General features: G+C 43.0%; 11 protein-coding genes and 1 pseudogene. 2 read left to right on the forward strand and 10 right to left on the reverse strand.

Features of this window, described 5'->3' with window-relative positions:
• Positions 1 to 10: 10 nt before the first annotated feature.
• From ASU35_RS00225 to ASU35_RS00250, 6 genes are all read right to left on the reverse strand, one after another.
• Positions 11 to 1,840, reverse strand: a complete 1,830-nt coding sequence (locus ASU35_RS00225; RefSeq protein WP_058351117.1) for a glycoside hydrolase family 20 zincin-like fold domain-containing protein — start codon at positions 1,838 to 1,840, stop codon at positions 11 to 13.
• 25 nt (positions 1,841 to 1,865) lie between these two features.
• Complete coding sequence (locus ASU35_RS00230; protein ID WP_058351118.1) at positions 1,866 to 4,961, reverse strand: alpha-mannosidase; 3,096 nt, start codon at positions 4,959 to 4,961, stop codon at positions 1,866 to 1,868.
• 13 nt (positions 4,962 to 4,974) lie between these two features.
• A complete protein-coding gene (locus ASU35_RS00235) occupies positions 4,975 to 5,973 on the reverse strand; it encodes a glycoside hydrolase family 130 protein (protein WP_058351119.1) in 999 nt (332 codons plus the stop codon).
• A gap of 40 nt (positions 5,974 to 6,013) precedes the next feature.
• The gene (locus tag ASU35_RS00240; protein ID WP_058351120.1) at positions 6,014 to 7,489 is read right to left on the reverse strand and encodes an ABC transporter substrate-binding protein; all 1,476 of its coding nucleotides are present in this window, start codon (positions 7,487 to 7,489) and stop codon (positions 6,014 to 6,016) included.
• 70 nt (positions 7,490 to 7,559) lie between these two features.
• On the reverse strand, positions 7,560 to 8,492 hold the full coding sequence (locus tag ASU35_RS00245) for a carbohydrate ABC transporter permease (RefSeq protein WP_058351121.1): 933 nt from the start codon (positions 8,490 to 8,492) through the stop codon (positions 7,560 to 7,562).
• 16 nt (positions 8,493 to 8,508) lie between these two features.
• Positions 8,509 to 9,483 carry an ABC transporter permease gene (locus tag ASU35_RS00250; protein WP_242861164.1) on the reverse strand — a complete coding sequence of 325 codons (975 nt, stop codon included), beginning with the start codon at positions 9,481 to 9,483 and terminating at the stop codon, positions 8,509 to 8,511.
• 219 nt (positions 9,484 to 9,702) lie between these two features.
• On the opposite strand from ASU35_RS00250, the gene ASU35_RS00255 reads away from it, so the two are divergent.
• Both ASU35_RS00255 and ASU35_RS00260 read left to right on the forward strand, forming a co-directional pair.
• Positions 9,703 to 10,746: a LacI family DNA-binding transcriptional regulator gene (locus ASU35_RS00255; RefSeq protein WP_058351122.1), complete on the forward strand. Its 1,044-nt coding sequence runs from the start codon at positions 9,703 to 9,705 to the stop codon at positions 10,744 to 10,746.
• A 19-nt stretch (positions 10,747 to 10,765) separates the two neighbouring features.
• The gene (locus tag ASU35_RS00260; protein ID WP_058351123.1) at positions 10,766 to 12,448 is read left to right on the forward strand and encodes a phospho-sugar mutase; all 1,683 of its coding nucleotides are present in this window, start codon (positions 10,766 to 10,768) and stop codon (positions 12,446 to 12,448) included.
• 123 nt (positions 12,449 to 12,571) lie between these two features.
• Here the strand turns inward: ASU35_RS00260 and ASU35_RS00265 are convergent, their stop codons facing one another.
• From ASU35_RS00265 to istA, 4 genes and pseudogenes are all read right to left on the reverse strand, one after another.
• Positions 12,572 to 12,976, reverse strand: a complete 405-nt coding sequence (locus ASU35_RS00265) for a hypothetical protein (RefSeq protein WP_058351124.1) — start codon at positions 12,974 to 12,976, stop codon at positions 12,572 to 12,574.
• A gap of 167 nt (positions 12,977 to 13,143) precedes the next feature.
• The gene (locus ASU35_RS00270) at positions 13,144 to 14,304 is read right to left on the reverse strand and encodes a DegT/DnrJ/EryC1/StrS family aminotransferase (RefSeq protein WP_058351125.1); all 1,161 of its coding nucleotides are present in this window, start codon (positions 14,302 to 14,304) and stop codon (positions 13,144 to 13,146) included.
• Positions 14,305 to 14,781: 477 nt separating this feature from the next.
• Positions 14,782 to 15,053, reverse strand: a pseudogene (locus tag ASU35_RS20655) (hypothetical protein); the annotation flags it as partial.
• Complete coding sequence (istA, locus tag ASU35_RS00280; RefSeq protein ID WP_423229962.1) at positions 15,052 to 15,966, reverse strand: IS21 family transposase; 915 nt, start codon at positions 15,964 to 15,966, stop codon at positions 15,052 to 15,054. The gene istA and the pseudogene ASU35_RS20655, both read right to left, overlap by 2 nt.
• Positions 15,967 to 15,996 lie beyond the last annotated feature (30 nt).

Genomic DNA, 15,996 nt, shown 5'->3' on the forward strand with positions numbered 1-15,996 from the left:
AGCCTGTATTCTACCGCAGTATATCAGCATACCAGTAAACTACCTCCTGGATTCGATATAGCTCCGATTCCCCACTTATCATTCTCCACATTTTTTTATAATGATAAAACCAGACCTCTAAAGCCTTTGCAAGCTCTTTTGTCTCCTCCGGTTCTTCTCTTTCTCTTTTCCAGAGAGCAACGCCAATTCGATTCCATAGCTCCATTCCCTCTATCGCTACAAAATAAGGCCAGACATCCCTTCTGCTCTCCTTTTGCAGATAAGGGAGGCTTTGGCAAAATTGATCTGTCAGCTCCTTCAATCGATTGTTATTTTCCTCTGCCTTCAAAAGCTTATCCTCAGGAAGGCAGGCTTTTCGTTCCTCTTCGCTTTTATCAAAAATAACTGCCTCTCTGTATTTTACAGCAAGCTCCCATCCAAAGGAGGAGCATTCTGCAAGATCTGCTATAGTAGAGACAATGGTTTCTCTGCTGTCGCCAAATTCCAGACGGGAAATCTGGCGATTTATCTCTTCAAATTCCGGAATATCTGTATTCCAGGAAAAAGCGGCCCCATAAATCAACCCCATCCGTCCAAATTCCGGATGATTAATATGCCCAAAATCTCCCCAGTCCGTATTCAGAACTCCCAGACATTGGTACTTTTCTGCATAGTGGCACATCCGCTTTATATTTTCATAGGAATCTCTTACTAAATTGACCAGCTGATTCCAGCCACACACTCCGGGGCAGGTATACTGAGTCGCCCCTGCCTCCCAAAGCTTTTTAGTTTCCTCTTCTCTTTGTTCCGGTAAATATCCCCAGTTAAGACAAATCGTCTCCTTTGGCAGCTCCTTCACTGCTTCCGGGAACTTACAGATAATATCTCCCCAGAACATAGGTCTTTTTCCCTTTTCTATTAAAAATTCACACAGCTCTTTTACAAAATTAATATACATCCTGTCCTGACCAATTTGTTCAGCCAATTCCCTGCCTCTTCCCTTACCTAAATCAAAGGTTTCATCTCCACAGAGATTAAACTGCTTCGAAGAAAAGAACGGAAGAAATTCTTCTATCATCTTCTTTATAAAGATATGGCTTTCCGGATTGGATACATCAATGGTATGATGCTGCATCCTTGCCAGAAAAGAAAATGGCTCCTTTTCAGCTCCTTCCAATTCGCACAAATGGCAATAGCTCTTTGTGGAAAGAACCTTATACAAGTGTCCAAAGCAGGAAAGAGAGGGAATTAATTCAATCCCCAGGCCTGTGCAGTATGCATCAAGCTCCATAATTTCTTCCCCGGTAAGAGGGGTGTCATCTCGCCACACCTCACTAAAATCCTCAAACAGAAAGCTGTGCTCAATATAGAGCTGCAGCTGGTTTATCTTATAGAAGGCCAGTCGGTCTGCCAGCCTTTTTAAATAAGCAAGGGTCGGAACTCTTCCCCTGGTCACATCATGGAAAAAGCCACGGTTCAGAAGAGAGGGCTCATCCCTTATCACCAGAAATGGAAGCCATGGCCCTGTCTGTCTTAAAATCTGACGCAGTGTCTGTATCCCATAGCGTACACCATTGATATCCCCACCTGAAATTTCAATTCCTTCTGATGTAATTTTAAGACGGTAGGATTGTTCCTTATGCTCCGGGCTGACTAAAAGCCAGATTCCTTGTTTCTTTTTCTTTCCTCTCTTTATTGGCAGTAAAAAGCCTGTAGTGTCTTCTATTTCCTTCTGCAAGCATCCTGAAAGCTCCACCAGCTGTTGGGTGCTCTCTTCATCAAACACAATACTGTCCTGATAGGAGAGTCTGTAAATCCCCTCCTGCCTCTCTATTTCCTTTGGCTGTGGCAATATATACATTTCTCTTTCCTCCTTCTTCCCAAGGCTACTCCATCCGTATTCGATAGGTCTTTATTTCATATGGCTTCAGGGTGACAGAAAAACCATCCCCCTCCACTGGAATTCTTTCCAGCTCCTCCTCGATCAGATTACATTCCATAATTTCTCCTATACCGCCAAAATTCAAACGAATATGAGCCCTGGTAAGACTGTTTTCAAATTCGTACAAACGCAGGATAATACCATTTTCATCCTCTGCAAGCTTTACTGTCTCTATCATGACATTGGTCTTATCAACAGACACAGCCGACATCCTCTCGTAGCCCTTGCCACCCTGATGGGCATAAGCCGGATAGTTAAGCTTGTAGGCCTCCTCTACCGTCTTTGCCTGACGCCAGCCCTCTGCATGAGGATATAGTGCATACGTAAAGAAGTGCTCCTCCTGGTCTGCCGTTTTATTCGGCTCAATTCCTGATTTTATCAGGGTGAGTGCCATATCCGAATCCTTTACCGAATGTCCGTACTTGCAATCGTTTAACAGGCTGACTCCATAGTGTCCCTCAGATAAATCCATCCATTTTTGTCCACAGCTTTCGAAACGGGCCATATCCCAGCTGGTATTGGTATGAACCTTTCTGGTCAGATTACCAAACTGGATATCAAAGGTTGCCTCATCCGTGTGGATATCCACCGGAAAATGAACCTTTAACAGATGCTGATGCTCCTTCCAGTCCACATAGGTATCAAAATCAATTCTGCGGCTCTTAGCATAAAAATGGATTTTTTGCCGGATAAGGGAATTACTTATCCTTCTCTCTATTTCCAAAGTAGCCCGAACCAGGCCAAGCTCTGTCCATTCCATATGGGTTACATTGTCCACATCCCAGTATTTCTCAGAATAATAGATATCAATATCCCAGTTATCATAGTAAATTGGCTTATCCTCATACATCCGGAACAGATTCGCAGTCTTTCCTCTTTGCAGAACCTCCCGCTGATTTTCCTTATCATAAATGGAGGTGAAAAGCCCCTTCTCATTCCATTCTATACGATAAATCGGAGTATCCAGCACATTCTCTTTAAGCACAAATGGAATCTGTTCTTCCTTTCCCTCTGCTATCTGGAAGGTCTGGCTTCCCTTGGATGGTAAATGCTCCAGATACACAAGGCCTCCCTCTTTCGTCCTTTGTACCGGGTATACCCTGCCCTCTTCATCTGTCAGAGCCTCTGCATTGAGCTCTCCCAGATTTACAATGTCATTTCTTTCAAAGCCCAGCGTATTAAAAATGGTAATACCATTTCCATCGGGAGTTAACACGCCAATACACTCCTTAAGCATGGAAAAACCTTTCCTTTCCAATTCCTCATACTCCTGGCGAGTCACCTCATATACCTCCTTGATAGAGGACCCAGGTAAAATATCATGGAACTGGTTGCATAAGATAGTTTTCCACATCTGATCCATTTCCGCTTTCGGATAAAGACGTCCGCAATAGCCTGCCAGCACAGAAAGAAGCTCCAAATCCATCATCATAATTTCGCTTTTTCGATTAGAGCGCTTATTTCTCGCCATAGAGGTATAGGTTCCCCTGTGGTATTCAAAATAAAATTCTCCCTCCCAGACAGGAAGACGCTTTTCATCCTTCACTCTCTCCCACAGCTCATCAAAATAGGTTCTCGCAAAGGCCTGACGCACCTTTGGTATGCCCTTTAGTCCCTTTTCCATACGGCGGGAGGTCTCCAGCATCTGGCGGGTAGGACCACCACCGCCATCTCCATAGCCATAAGCAATTAAAATATCATTGTTGATATCCTTGTTCTGATACCGCTTCCAGCCACCCATGATGGCATCCGGATGGAGCATTCCATTATAGGTTGTAAAAAAGTTGCTGGTATCCTGACCTACTCCCAGAGTGGTAATCAGATGGGTCAAAATTTCTGTTCCATCAATCCCCCTCCACCGAAGGGTATCATATGGCATTTTATTAAACTGATTCCAGGCAAGCTTGGTTGTCATAAAATAATCAATTCCACACTTCTTCATAATCTGAGGCAGTGCCCCTGAATAGCCAAAAACATCTGGCAGCCAGAGAATGCGATTTTCTACTCCAAATTCATCCTTAAAAAATCGTTTTCCATAGATGAACTGGCGGACCAGGGATTCCCCGGAAGTCAGATTGCAGTCAGCCTCGACCCACATACCGCCTTCCGGTTCCCATCGTCCTTCCTTCACTCTTTCCTTTATCTGGTCATACAGCTTAGGATAGCGTTCCTTCAGAAAGTAATATAGCTGGGGCTGGCTGGACATAAACCGATAGTCCGGATACTCCTCCATCAGCTTTAATACGGTAGCAAAGCTTCTGGCAACCTTTTCCTTTGTCTGTGCAACGGTCCACCACCATGCCACATCAATATGGGTGTGGCCAATGCAGGTAGCTATTACATCCTCATAGCCCGCCATATCCTCATATAAAGCCTTTCCAAGATATGCCCTGGCTTCTTTCAGAGAAGCATAAAACTCCTCCGAGTATGGAGTTCTCAAATCAAGATAATTAATGCACTGATTTAATACCGCTTCGATATCCCTTCGTACCTTATCATCCTTTTCCATCCGGTCAAAGGCACTCAAAGGAACAGACAAATCATAATATAGCTCTTCTATTCTGGGATCCACATATTGTATCTCCATAAACAGCCGGAATTCTGAATGGAGAATACCTGTATAGGCCTGAAGATCCAGCTGATAGGATTTCCCTGCTACAGCCTCCCGGGTAAGAAGCACCTCCCTGTGATTCATATCGATTCCCTGTACTGGTATCTCATCTACAAAGAGCAAAAACTGAGGATTTTTTGCATCATCTGCCTCATCAATCTGAGTCCTTACCTTCAGCCACAGTGGCAGACCATCAAATTCCTCCGGTACTGTAAGCTCTGTCCGAAACCAGTCATGCTGATCCGTCCCATACCAGTGCATAGTCCGGCTGTCAAAGGTCTCCCACTCCTCCCCGGCAGCCTCAGCCTGTGCCGGAGTCAGGAAAAATCCATGCTTTCTTTTCAAGCCCGAAAGCTCTCTTTGAAATACCACAGAAAGTCTCTTGAGCTCCTCACATATTACTTTAATTCTCTTGTCAATCAGCTCCATTTTCGTCTCCCTCCTACCTGTCTGCCAACGGGTATTGCTTCATAAAATCCAGAAGCTCATCTACGGTTGTAAAGGCTAAGCCGGTTACTGTATCTGCACATCCATAATACATTGCAATCCTTCCTGTTGCCGCATCTGCAAGAGCTGCACAGGGGAATACCACATTTGGTACATCCCCCACACACTCATAGATTTCCTGCGGTGCCAGAATATAGGCTGCCGACCTTTCCTTTACCCGCCACGGCTCATCTAAATCTAACAGAGCACAGCCTGTTCGATAGACAAAGCCGTTGCAGGTATGGATCACTCCGTGGTAAATCAGAAGCCACCCCTCGTCCGTTTCAATCGGAACAGGTCCCGGTCCGATTTTCGTACTCTGCCATGCCGATCTGTCCTCTTTGCAGACAGACATAACATGCCTGTGATGACCCCAGTATTCCATATCCTTACTTTGGCTGTAGAAAATATCGCCAAAAGGCGTATGCCCGGTATCGCTTGGCCTGCTCAGCAATCCATAGCTTCCATGAATCTTTCTCGGAAACAGCACACCATTGCGATTGTAGGGAAGAAAGGCGTTTTCCATCTGATAAAAGGTCTTAAAATCAAAGGTATAGCCCATTCCTATCGTTGGTCCATAGTATCCGTTACACCAGGTGATATAATACCGATCCTCAAGAAAGCACACTCTCGGGTCATAGCGGTATTCTCTTTTTAAAATCTCCGGATCTGCTCCTTCAAAAACAATCGGTGTCTCATTAATCTCCCAGTGGATTCCATCTTTGCTAAAGCCAGCATAGATATCCATACTGATACATTTGCTATCGCAACGGAAAACCCCCGCAAAGCCATCCTGATACGGTATAACCGCACTGTTAAAAACACTGTTTGATGCTGCGATTGCATCCCTTTTAATAATTGGATTTTCCTGATATCTCCACACCGGCATCCGGCAATTTTCAGGTTTTTCCTGCCATGGAATATTGGCAATGGACTTTCCTATGATTTTTCCCATGCTGACATCCTCCTGATAGTCTTAAAATTTCCTGTCCATTTTATTGGAAAGCTTCATTAATCTGTTTTTGTGTTTCCTCTACTACTTTATCATAGCCTGCTGCCTTTAATTCTTCGCTAATTTTCTTCACCAGCTCTCTTGGCTCCTTAGCTCCTGTGAATAATTCACCCTCATATTTTTCATATACGGAACGGCAGTTTGCAAGCTCTGTTTCAATGTTAGCGGTATCCAGGGTAAAGCCAAGAAGTACGGATGGCTTTGCCTGTTCATTTAATTGCTTTACCTCATCCCACTGGTTAAATTCCACATCAGCTAACTGAGATATCTGGAAGAAGGTTCCCTGTGTGTAGCCTGCCATTGGCCACTCATTATTGATCTTTTCAACCTTGCCATCTGCAGTATAGTTGAAGTTTTCTCCCTCTAAGCCATAGAAGAAGGCATCTCTTATCTTGGAATCTGTGTTAATCAGCTGTAAGAACTCCAGGCACTTTTCCGGATACTTTGTTCCGGAATAGATTGCATTCAGGGAACCACGAACGGTTCCGTTATTTACCATGGTGTCACCAAGCTGAATTGCTTCTGCATCTATGCCACCCATGTTTGGTCCCCATACTGTTTTAGCCGCTCCGGACCATCCCTGTGCAGTAAATACCATTCTGTAGTCAGGAATCTGCTCTGCATTTGGAGCATCTCCGTTAATCAGTCCCTTTTTATACATACTATGTACAACATCTAACTGGGAAAGAATGTCCTCCTGCTCCAGTGGATTTACTACTGTACGGGAATTATCGTCATATCTTACACCCAGACATGGTCCCAATTGATCGTATACATTCAGAATTAATTTAACTCCAGTCTTATCCATGATAAACGGAGCAGTTCCTTCGCCATCCTTTATCTTCTCCAGAGCAGGCTCTAAATCCTTAAAGGAATGGATATTCTTGTAATCAACACCATTTTTCTCAGCTACTGCCTTATCCCATACTAAATACCAGGTAGCAGAGCTATCCTTGTAGGTAGGTACGGAATAGATTTTGTTATTTACAGATACTGCTTTCCAGTAATCCTCCGGAATGTACTTGTACAGCTCCGGAGCTACCTTTGGAAGAAGCTCTGTGATATCCATAAAGGCACCTACTGCCACTTCAGAGGTATATTTACCACTATCTGTAAAAAGAATATCAAAATACTCGCCACCGTTTACGATAACACTTCTTCTGGAATCCCAGTCACCCCAGGAAACTACCTCTACGTCAATGTTCACACCAATTTTTTCTTCCAGCATCTCATTGACATGGGTCTGCCATGCTTCATAATTTGATGGCTGGCTTCCACCAACTGTCACCCATTTCAGGGTAACCACTTCCTCTTTCATCGGCTCTTCTGCCGGAGCCTCTGTAGCTACCTGTGTATCTGTTTTTACCTCCTCTCCTCCTTTTTTTCCGCAGCCTGCCAGCATAGAAGCTGCCATGGTCAGCATTAGCATTGTCGCTATGAGTTTTTTGCTTTTCTTCATCTTGTCTCCTCCTTAAATGAATTTGCTTTATATAAACCTTTTGGTTCATATCTTTTCGCTTCTACCTGTTCTATCCCTTTACAGCTCCAATTGTCAAACCGGAAATGAAGTACTTCTGGAAAAATGGATAGGCACAGGCAATCGGAACGACAATCACAATGGCGATTGCCATTCTTGCCCCTTCTGCCGGCATCGAATTTTTATATTCCTGTATGCTCACTCCTAACGCAGGATTCTTAGCAAGATACTGGATATTCTGTAAAATATTATTTAGTAATGCCTGCAGAGAAAACAGGTGCTTCGAGTTAATATAAAGGGATGACATAAACCAGTCATTCCAATAGCCAAAGCTTAAAAATAATCCAATGGTGGCAACTACAGGCTTAGAAATCGGTAATACAATTCTGGTAAATATGGTAAGCTGGCTTGCCCCGTCTATCTTGGCCGACTCCATAACCGAATCCGGTATTGTCGTCCTAAAAAAGGTCTTGCAGATAATGACGTTGAAGGAAGATACGGCCAACGGCCAAATCAATACCCAGATAGAATCCTTCAGACCGAGAAAATTGGTATTTACTACATAGGAAGCAATCATACCTCCATTAAATATCATCGGAATGAATACTACCATTGTTAAAAAGCCTTTCAGCTTAAAGTTTGGCCTTGACAGGACATATCCCATGGTTGTGGTGAGAATAATCCCGATGATAGTACCTAAAACAGTTACAAACAAGGAAACCCCAAGGGCCTGCAAAATCGTTGCCCCCTGTTTAAACAAAAAACGATAGGATTCCAGAGAAAATGCCTGTGGAATAAATGAATATCCATATCGCTTCAGCATCTCTTCTGATGTGATAGAAATCATAAACACAAAAACTACCGGTAATATACAAATCAAAGAACACAGCAAAAACAATATGTTAAATAATATGTTTGTCATCGGCTGGATTCGATTCAGCCGATTCATCCCCTCTTGTTCCTGTTCCTTGTTCCTTTTTCCCATATCATTCACTCTCCTTCTATATAATTGCACTGTCACTATCCACCTTTCTTACAAACCAATTTGCAGTTAAAATTGTAATACAGCATGCCACGGACTGGAACAGAGCGGCCGCTGCCGTCATACCAATTGGGGTTGAGGACTTCAATGCACTGTATATGTAAGTATCCAGAGTCGCCGTTACAGAGAAAATGGATCCCTTTGCTCCCTGGCTAATCTGATAGAACAGACCAAAATCAGAATAGAAAATTCCTCCCACACTTAAAATCAGCATCATAATAATTATAGTTTTAAGACATGGCAGTGTAATATAGCGAATCTGTTGTTTTTTATTTGCTCCGTCAATCACTGCGGCTTCATACAGGGTAGCATCGATTCCGGTAATGCTGGCAAGGTAAACTACCATGCTGTAGCCTACTCTTTTCCACATCGCCATGAATACAAGGATAAATGGCCAATAGGTCTTTTCCATATACCATTGAATCGGCTCCTTTCCCAAGGCTCCCAGAATTCCATTCAGCAAGCCTTTATCTACACTCAGAAAAGAATATGTAAAATAAGCGACTACAACCCAGGACATAAAATGCGGAAAGAACATCATCGTCTGGTATACCTTTGCTTTTCTTTTACTGTAAAGCTGGCTGATGGCAATGGCCAGTGAAACCGGAATTACAGTACCAAGGATTATAAATACGAGGTTGTAGCAAATCGTATTCCTCAAAAGAATCCAAATATCATTGGAGCGGACTAGAAATTCAAAGTTTTTAAATCCTACCCATTCACTGTGAAGCAAATTATACAAAAAGCTCTTTCCAGGTGTAATTCTGTAATTTTTAAAAGCAATAATTACACCAAACATAGGCATATAGCAGAACAAAAAATACCAGATACAGGTCGGCAGAGCCAGCAAAGTAAGTTCTGTATCGTCTCTTCTCCAACGCTTTCTTTTAACTTTTATTTTCCCTTGATTTTTGTTATTTATGCTATCCTGCACAAAAAATCCCTCCTTATTTTTATTTTTCTCATCATTTTATCTATTTCTATGATATAACCTTAACATATTTCTTTAAAAAGTTCAATACTTTTTTAATATTTCAAAAAAATTTGTTAAAACCAATGTTAATTTTGTTAATTTTTAATTGCACTTTTCTTGATTTTATGCTACAATTTTACCATTAAATAAATGCTTACCATTTCAGAAAGGGAAACTGCTATGAAAAAAATTACTATGCAGGATATTGCTGATGAACTTCATATTTCCAGAGTGACCGTTTGGAAAGTCTTTAACAGGCAGCCAGGAGTATCCCCGGCATTGGAGCAAAAAATTATAAATAAAGCTCTGGAGCTTGGCTACCACAAGACAGTGCCATCCCTTCTTTCTTCAGAGGACACCGGCAGCTCCGGCACCAAAGATATAACTGCTGTTTCCATTGTAGTATCACGACCAGAATCCTCTATTTTCTGGATGAACATTATCCATCAGATTGCAAAGGAGCTGAATAAGTTCTCTATCAATCTGATTTATACCTACCTGCCTTCCCGTATGACAGACGGCTACCGGCTCCCCTCTGTCCTAAGCGATGGGACTGTCCAGGGTATCATCGTGCTAAACGTTTATGATTTAAATATCCTTACCCTCATCAACCAGCTAACAATCCCCAAAGTGTTCCTGGATACCGTAACACAAATGTCTTCTGAGCAGCTTAGTGGTGACCTTGTTTTACTGGAGGGAAAGAACAGCATCTATCAGATTACTGAAAGTATCCTTCAAAAAGGAAGAAGGCGGATTGGTTTTATCGGTGACATCGGCTACGCACAGACCAATTTCCATCGGTATGAGGGCTTTTTACAGGCTCTTGAGCATCATGGCATCGCAGCAGACCCCAGCCTATGCCTGACTGCACCAATTGGTATTGAGGCCTATGCAGAGGTAATTCATACATTTTTAGATAATGTAAGGGAAATGCCGCAGGCCTTTGTATGCGTCAGTGACTATGTTGCACATTTTGTACTGAAGTATTTACTGGAGCATAATTTCCAGGTTCCATCTGACATTGCTGTCTCCGGCTTTGATGGTCAGGCAGAGTATTCTGATTCACCGGACTTTCTGACTACCGCCTGCGTTGATACAAGGGCATTGGGAAAGCGTCTTGTCAGACAGCTTTTATTCCGCATTGAATACCCGGATTTTCCTACAGAGGTCATTTATCAGCATACAAAGGTCATTTATGGAGCTTCAACAGATTTTGAGTTTTAATGATAAAAAGGAGGACATTATGGATTGGAGAGAACGCTATAGAGATTGGTGTGAAAATTCTTATTTTGATGAAAAAACCCGGGCTGAATTAAAAGAGCTTGCCGCAGATGAAAAGGAGCTAACCGAGCGATTTTACAAAGAATTGGAATTTGGCACCGGAGGCCTCCGGGGAATTATCGGTGCCGGCACCAATCGCATGAATATCTATACTGTAAGAAAGGCCACCCAGGGTCTGGCAAACTACATCCGAAAGCAGGGACGAGATAATCCCTGTGTAGCAATCGCCTACGATTCCCGGCATATGTCAGAAGAATTTGCTACACAGGCAGCTCTTTGTCTTTGTGCCAATGGCATCCGAATTTATATCTTCGAAGACCTGCGTCCCACTCCTTTACTTTCCTACGCGGTAAGGCAGCTTGGCTGCATTGCAGGAATCAATATCACTGCCAGCCACAACCCGCCGGAATATAATGGCTATAAGGTATACTGGGAGGACGGTTCACAGATTACCTTCCCTCAGGATAAGGGTATTATGGATGAGATAGGAGCAATCTCCTCTTATACTGCAATACAAATCATGGATAAGGCAGCAGCTATATCTGCCGGCTTATTTCATAGCATCGGAAAAGAGATCGATGATTCCTACATAGAGACATTGAAAAGCCAGATTTTGCATAAGGACTGTATAGAGAAGGAGGGCGGGCAGCTAAAAATCGTTTATACGCCTCTTCATGGTGCAGGGAATCAACTGGTACAAAGAATTTTAAAGGAGCTTGGATTCCAAAACCTGTATGTTGTACCAGAGCAGGAACAACCGGATGGCAATTTCCCAACAGTAGCCTACCCCAATCCCGAATCTGAGGATGCCTTTGCACTAGCCTTAAAACTTGCCGAGGCTAAGGATGCTGATCTTGTACTGGCTACGGATCCGGATGCCGATCGTCTTGGTGCTTATGTAAAGGACACAAAAACCGGGACCTATATTCCTCTGACAGGCAATATGTGCGGCTGTCTTTTAGCAGACTACGAAGTCAGCCAGCATAAAGCAATCTACGGTTCTTTGCCTGAGGACGGCACTCTGATTACAACCATCGTCAGCTCTAAGATGGCCAGAACCATTGCAGCCCACTATAGTCTCCACCTTATCGAGGTTTTAACCGGCTTTAAATTCATAGGACAAAAAATTTCAGAATTTGAAGCAAAGGGCTCTGGAACTTACCTTTTTGGTTTTGAGGAAAGCTACGGCTGTCTCATAGGCACCCACGCAAGAGACAAGGATGCTGTTATGGCAGCAGCCGCCCTTTGTGAAGCCGCCGCCTACTACAAGACCCGGAGCATGACCCTGTGGGATGCTATGTGTTTACTATATGAGACCTATGGATATCACAAAGAGGGAGCAGTATCTATTACTCTGGAAGGAATCGAGGGGCTTGCAAAAATAGACCATATCATGGATTGTTTAAGAAAGAACCCACCAAAGAAGCTTTGCGGCTATCCGGTAATAGCACTCCGGGATTATCTGCCGTCCTCCAATGTCCTGTATTATGAATTGGAGGACGGGAGCTGGCTTTGTATAAGGCCCTCCGGCACAGAGCCTAAAATTAAGTTCTATTTCGGAATTCTTGGCAGCTCTGAAGAGAATCAGAACAGGAAATATACACAATTTTCAGAGGCAGTTCGGGAGCTTGCCAATAATATGTGAAGCGGCAGCGTTATTTTGATCAAAAAAGAGAAGAATGCACCTTTCCAGGTGGCTCGTTCTTCTCTTTTTCTTCATCATAGGTTATTCATCTATTTTGCAACTGCTCCTATATGCAATTTTACTCTAAACTTCCTGCACTCCAAGCCTTGGAAATCTTCTGTCAACCATATGCATCTGATCCGCCCACTCAAGCAGTGTGTTCAAAACACTTCGGTTCATGTCTACCTTGTACTGTGTTTCCAAAGCAGAAGCCTGTAGTCTCACAACATCGGACTGCAGATCAGATACATTGACTTTCAATTCGGCCACATCAGCCTTTAGAACAGCTGCCTCTGTTTTTAGGACTGCCACATCAGCCTTCAGCTCGGCTACCTCTGTTTTTAGGACTGCCACATCAGCCTTCAGCTCGGCTACCTCCATCGTCAGAACATCCACCTTTTGTTCCAAGCCTTCCATTCTCTGTCCCATGCTACCAATCATCTGAGTTATTGTCCTCAGCTGTGTTAAAATTAATTGTGTTTCTTCCATAAATATCCCCCTTCCAAATTTCTAACATTTCCCCCATAAAAGTTGATAGTGAGTTAATTATACATGGCAGAAAGAAATTTGGCAAGATATTTCATCGCCAGTTTACTTATCGCCCCACTTGATTCATTAAAGCAAAATTTTCAGAATCCTGTAATGTCAAAACACCTTTATCTTCCCAGCTTCTCCACAATCGCCTCCACAATCCGCTTTTGCTCCTCTTTCTTCAAATACGGATGCATCGGTAACGCCAGCACTTTCTTGCAAAGCCCGGCAGAAACACCCAAATCCACCTTTACACAGTCCACTCCAGCAAAGGCAGTCTGCTCATGCATCGGCTTTGGATAATAAACCATAGTCGGGATTCCTTTTTCCTTTAAATAAGCCTGTAACCCATCCCTTTCTTCCCCACTGTTCAGCAAAATAGAATACTGTGCCCAGCTGGAATAAAAGCCTTCCTTCACCAGAGGCACTTTCAAAAGCCCTTCCAGCTCCTTTTTCCCAGATAACTCTCTGGTGTAAATAGCTGCTGCCTTGTTCACATTTTCTAATTCATACTCTGCAAATGCCTTTAGCTTCACCTGTAGGATAGCCGCCTGTATGGTATCCAGGCGGGAATTCATGCCAATCCGTACATTGTCATACTTGTCCCAACCCTTTCCATGAATCCGCAGGGAACGAATCAGCTCTGCCCATGCATCATTGTCGGTGAAAATAGCACCACCATCTCCATAGCAGCCCAATGGCTTTGCAGGGAAGAAAGAAGTCGTGGAAATATCTCCAAAGCTGCAGGCTCTATGCTCTACACCATCTATTTGAAGCCTTCCACCAAAGCCCTGGGCTCCATCCTCTAATATGTAAAGTCCATATTTGTCTGCAAGCTTTCTGATAGCCACATAATCCGCGGGCTGTCCAAACAAATCAACCGCTACAATCACCCTTGGTGTAAGCTTTCCTTCCTTTAACACAGCCTCAATTACCTGCTCCAGAGAAGTGGGGGACATATTGAAGCTATCTTCCTCTACATCCACGAAAATTGGTGTAGCCCCTTCATAGGCTACCGTTTCACCAGAAGCAAAGAAAGTAAAATCCGGTACAAAAACTGCATCTCCAGCACCAATATTCCATGTCATCAAAGCAAGAGTTAAGGCATCGGTACCGTTGGCACAAGTGATACAGTGCTTTACTCCTACATAGGAAGCAAGCTGAGCTTCCAGCTCTGTTACCTGAATGCCGGAAATGAAATTGGAAGCTGTCATGACATCAATGACAGCCTGGTCTATTTCAGGTTTTAAGGTTTGATATTGGGTTTTTAGATCACGAAATTGCATGATAGAGCCTCCTCTATAATCAATTCACTAAGCCTCTTACTTAGTATTTTATTTATTCTCAAGCAAGTATCTTATATTTATATTACATCTTACATTTTAACGTCAACTTTTCATAAAAGTTACACTAAATGCTATTTGCCCCTTGCGGAGCAGTACATTTAGTCCTCAAGAAATACCATTAGTTCGTGCATGCTTTTGCCACTTTTCTTAAATGCATCCATGACCTGTTTGGTTTCAATTTCTTGTTTTGCATTTTGTAAATCAAGCAGATGATGTAATCTTAAGATTTACGATGGACTCACAAAACGCCGGTGAAGCGGAATAACGGTGCTTTCCTGCATCAAGGGTAAACTTGCCATATTTATCTGTTTTTACTGTTGTGTAAAGAGCTGTGTCAAATGGTACGGAGGGAAGTGGCAGCAAATATGCCTTATCTTCTTCAAACAGCTCACTGATAAGGCGGCTTTCATCGTCATCATAGTGTTCACGTTGCATATCAGTTGCGTAGCGTCTAAGAAAATGACAGTTTTCTTCTGCAAGATCATCAAAGCGGGGCACCGGTACAAGTTCGTTGCGACGCAGGTAACCAACCTTGTTTTCTACGTTTCCCTTTTCCCATCCGGATTCAAGATTCATGAATACCGGTTTGATGCGGTAATGTGAATAATCCGGAGCGAAATCCATCACCTGTTCGGCGTATGGAAATCACTTTTTAGATTCGCTTTTGTGCATACTGAATCATAATTTCTACGGGAATATTCGTAAAGGCTGCCACACACCGCAAATGTGGCAAGACCTTGACAAATATTCCCATAGAAATGGAACTGTAATTAAGCACAAAAAAGACGATTTCCGAGTACCGGAACTCCGATTTCCAAATTTCCGGATTTGCGATTTCGAGCCGCAAGAATATTCATAATGTTCACAGAAACGCTGAAAACGTTCTGTTACATCGCGACCACCACCTTTAATAACCTTGGTAACTATGGTTCTGGTATTGTCAAACCAGATTTCAGTTGGAACTCCACCAATGTGTTCAAATATGGCAACCAGCCCCTCCAGAAGGCACTCCATATTTTCACCGTAATTAAGTTGGAGAAAGCCGCCGTTACTGAAGGGAAAACTGAGCACAAGATATTTGGCTTCATGATGAAGTTTGCCGTTTTCATAAAAATCAGCAGTTCCAAAATCTGCCTGACCTTCACCAGGATGATGCTTAAGAGGAATGTAGCCATCGGTTCTCTTTAACCGTAGTTCCTCTTTCTTCTGTTTGACGTATAAAGCGACAAGCCGATAACTGCAGTCGAAGTCATCTGCCTCATCTTTAAGGCACTTAAAGACTCTTTTGGCTGTATGCCGCTGCTTTCGTGGTGCAAGCTTGTCTGTCTGCAGCCATTTATCAATCAGAGTCTTAAACGGGTCCAGTTTGGATTTATGAATCTCTGATGTTGTTGGTATGGGTGGTGGACTATTGAAGTCCTCCATATCCACATATTTTTTGACCGCCTTCCAGTTAAGACCAGTCTCAGATGCGATTTCAGAAAGGTTCTTATCTTGTTGATAGAACATATCTTTGATATGATGTATCTGATCCATTGTAGTTGACATTCTCCTTTCCTCCTTGTCTTTATTTAGGCATTTGCGAAACGCCACACCCCGCATAAATACGGGATTATTTTTGTCATAAAATAA

The organism is Acetivibrio ethanolgignens, assembly GCF_001461035.1.
Classification (GTDB): domain Bacteria; phylum Bacillota; class Clostridia; order Lachnospirales; family Lachnospiraceae; genus Velocimicrobium; species Velocimicrobium ethanolgignens.